The sequence below is a fragment of the Frankia sp. CeTa3Moorea genome (assembly GCF_978021225.1).
On the sequence record NZ_CDXDOR010000262.1, the window covers coordinates 1 to 3,659 of the forward strand.

Genomic DNA, 3,659 nt, shown 5'->3' on the forward strand with positions numbered 1-3,659 from the left:
AAATCCTTTCGTCAAAAAAATCTTCAGCCGGTTCCCGGCTGTTCAGGAACCCATCCGGGCCGGGCTTCGCGGTACCTCGGCACCGAGCGCGTCAGCGGCCGCGAGGGTCGCCCGGCTCGAGGCGAGCAGCTCCGCGGTGACACCGGTGTCGCTGCCGCGGCACATCCGCAGGAAGGCCACCGCGGCGGCACGATGCCCCTTGTCCTGCGGCCCCTTCCAGGCGGAACGTCCATCGATCACCAGTTCGCGGTAATCGTCGATGCGGACGTGCCGGCTGCCCGCCAGCGCCTCGAGGTGCTCCTTACGCACTCCGCGGGGACGGGCGGAACTGTAGGAGATGGCCGACAGGGAACCGTCGGCATGCCGGAGCGTGACCGCCACATCGGGAGCAAGCAACAGCTCGGCCTCCCGCCCGGCAAGCGCCGTCACCATGTCCACGTCGCTGCCGGCGAGCGCGGCACAGGTGTCGACGAAGTGGCAGACCTCGCCGAGCAGCCGGCCACCCTGGACCCGGTCGTTGTACCAGTGGTCGGCCGACACCGGCCCGGCGGCGATCCGATAGCTCAACGTGAGAGGACCGTCCCGGTCGGCCAGCGCCGCGCGGGCTGCGGTGACCGCCGGAGAAAAACGCCGGTTGTATCCGACGACAAGCACCCCGCCGCCGGTCGCCGCCGCCTTCTCCACCCGGTTGAGCTCGTCGAGGCTCAGCGCGAGCGGCTTCTCGCACCATACGTGCCGACCGCCTTCCAGGGCCCGGGCGGCGAGGTCGGCATGTGTCGCATGCGGCGTCGCGATGACGACCACGTCGACGTCGTCGTCGTCCAGCACGGCATCGGCGCCGGCCACCGCCCCGGCGAACCCGTGCCGGTCCGCGAAGGCCCTGGCCGACCGGCCACCGGCGGAGGCCACCGTGACCAACTGGTCGAACCCGGCCGCCCGGAACGCGGGCAGCAGAACCGATCCGGAGAACGTCCCGGCCCCGATCCAGCCGACCCGGCTGCCCCGACGTCCCGCTGGGGCGGATCGCTGGCGGGGCACCCGCGGCCGCGGGCTGACCGACCGGTCCCGGGCCGGGCCCGCGCTGTGTGCCGGTGCGGTCCCGGCCACCGCGGACCCGGCCTGTTCGGGGGCAGCCTGTTCGGAGGTGGCCGACGCCGGGTAGTCGAAACGGATCCCCAGGTACGGCTCGCTACGGGTGGCGACGATCTCGTAGGCCCGCGGCGCCGCGTCGATCGGAAAAGCGTGGGTGACGAGATCATCAACTTGCAGCCGGTCGGCCGCGAGCAGGTCGAGCACGGCCTCCTGGTTGCGTCCCTCGGTCCAGCGGACCTGCCCGGCCGGGTAGTCAACCCCCCAGTCCTCGTAGCCACGCTCGTACCGCCCCGGCCCGTAGGAGCGGGCGAAGCGCAGCGTCAGCTCCTTGTCGTAGAACGGCGCGCGCAGCAGGCCCAGTCCGACGTCACCCACCACGACCAGCTGCGCCCGGTCCCGGGCCAGCGCGGTGGCCCGCATGACCGGTTCCGCCGAGCGACCAGCGGCGCAGATGAGGACCGCGTCGGCACCACGGCCCCGGCTCCAGGCGCGGACCGCGGCGGTGGTGGCCTCGCCGGACTCCCGCAGCGCACGGACACCGCTCGCCCCGGCGGTGACCAGCGGCAGATCGGCAAGATCGATGCCGGCGACGTCACATCCGCTGGCGAGCGCGAGCCGGGCGGCGAGCTGACCGACCAGCCCCAGCCCGACGACCACCACCTTCGCCCCGGGGCCCACCTCCGCCAGGCGCAGCCCGTGCAGGGCGATGGAGCCGATCGTGGCGAACGCCGCCGCCCCCGGGTCGACCCCGTCCGGAACCCGGGCGCAGAGCAGCCCGGGAACGGCCTGGAACTCGGCGTGGTTGGCGCGCCCGGCCCCACCCGTGGCGACGAGGTCACCGGGGCGGATGCGGTCGACCGCGGAGCCCACCTCGACGACGCGACCACATCCGCTGTAGCCGAGGGGGACGTCGGCGCCGAGCCGATCCCGGACCGAACGCGCGGCCGGGATGAGACCGTCGGTCCTCGCCTTCTCCGCGACCTTGCGGACAAGGTCCGGACGGGCCCGCGCCTTGGTCAGCAGCCCAGAGCGGGCGAGCGTGGTAACGGCACGTTCCGTGCCGGCGGACACGATCGTCGCAACGGTCGCCACCAGCACCTCGGTCGGACCGATGACCGGCACGGGAACGTCGACGACGCGCACCGCCCCGCCGGACGCCGCCTGCACCACCTGCTTCACCGCGCCACCTGCTTCACCGCGTCACTGGGGCGCCGCCGCACCGGCCGACGGTCGGCGCCGGCAGGCGGACCCGCACCCACTCGCGGACCCGTACCGGCGTGTCGGCCCGTACCGGCGTGTCGGCCCGAGTCTTCGGTACGACCGGGGGAAGTGAGGGCGTCGGGGGCGCCCACGCTCGCATCATGCTGCGCAGTGTAGTTGATGCATTACATTCAGCGATGAACATCGGCCTCGCTCATCCGAAGTGTCAGACCCGGAGGAACGGCATGCTCGAAGCGTCGGCCGCCGCGTGCATCGTCACCCTTGCGGCGACCCCGATCGTCATCGTCGGCATGCGCCGGATGGCGGCGATCGACGAGGTCACTGCGCGGTCCTCGCACCAGGTCCCGACCCCGCGTGGCGGCGGTATCGCAGTCGTCCTCGGGCTGTTCGCGGGCATCGGCCTGGCGGTGTGCATCCCTGGGTACGGCGACGCCCGCGACCTGCTCTCGTTGACCATCGGCATCGCCCCGTTCGGCCTGATCGGACTCGTCGAGGACCTCAGCGGCATCACCCCGCTGCGCCGGCTGGCCCTGCACCTCACCGCGGCCGTCGTCGTCGCGGTGACGACGGTGCTCGGGGCGGTGCTCGACGACCCGGTTCCGAGCGGCACAACCGTCCTGCTCGTCACGATCATCGCACCGGTCTGGATCACCGCATTTGTCAACGTCTTCAACTTCATGGACGGCATCAACGGCATCTCGGTGACGACGGCGGTCCTGGCCGGGGCGGCGTTCACGGTGCTCGGAGCCGTCCACCACGTGGACGCGATCACGATCGGCGGTGCTCTCACGGCGGCCGCGGCGCTCGGTTTCGGCCCGTTCAACTTTCCGCGGGCCCACATCTTCCTCGGGGACGTGGGCAGCTATTCGCTGGGAGCCGCGATCGCGGTCCTGGCGGTGCAGGCGGTCCTGGCGGGAATACCGGTGGAGACCGCCGTGGCGCCGACGGCGCTGTATCTGGCCGACACCGCCTGGACCCTGCTACGCCGGGTGCGGGCGAAGGAACAGTGGTACCTGCCCCACCGCACCCATGCCTACCAACGACTCACCACCGCCGGGTGGTCACACACCCGGGTGACCGGGCTGGTTGGCGTCCTGACGGCGGTCCTCGCCGCCTTGGGATTCGCCGCGGACGGACCACTGCCCGTTCGCCTGCTCGCCGACACGGCAGCCGGGCTGGTGCTCCTCGGGTACCTGAACGCTCCACAGCGCGTCGCGGCGAGACGGGACTGCGTCGCGGCGGCCCCGTCCTCCGGCGCGGCGATCCCGTCGCAACGCCGGCTGGCGAACCCGGACAGGACAGACCGGACCGACGGGACCCGGCCACTGGGGGATGCCGGTCGAAGC

Annotated in this window: 2 protein-coding genes; one reads left to right on the top strand and one right to left on the bottom strand. The window is 72.4% G+C overall.

The window, feature by feature from the left end; genetic code table 11:
- Positions 1 to 42: 42 nt before the first annotated feature.
- The gene (locus tag AC08OV_RS23975; protein ID WP_476615818.1) at positions 43 to 2,271 is read right to left on the bottom strand and encodes a bi-domain-containing oxidoreductase; all 2,229 of its coding nucleotides are present in this window, start codon (positions 2,269 to 2,271) and stop codon (positions 43 to 45) included.
- 266 nt (positions 2,272 to 2,537) lie between these two features.
- Between AC08OV_RS23975 and AC08OV_RS23980 the strand changes: the two genes are divergently transcribed.
- Positions 2,538 to 3,659: MraY family glycosyltransferase (locus AC08OV_RS23980; RefSeq protein WP_476620365.1), on the top strand; the 1,122-nt coding region annotated here is incomplete at its 3' end.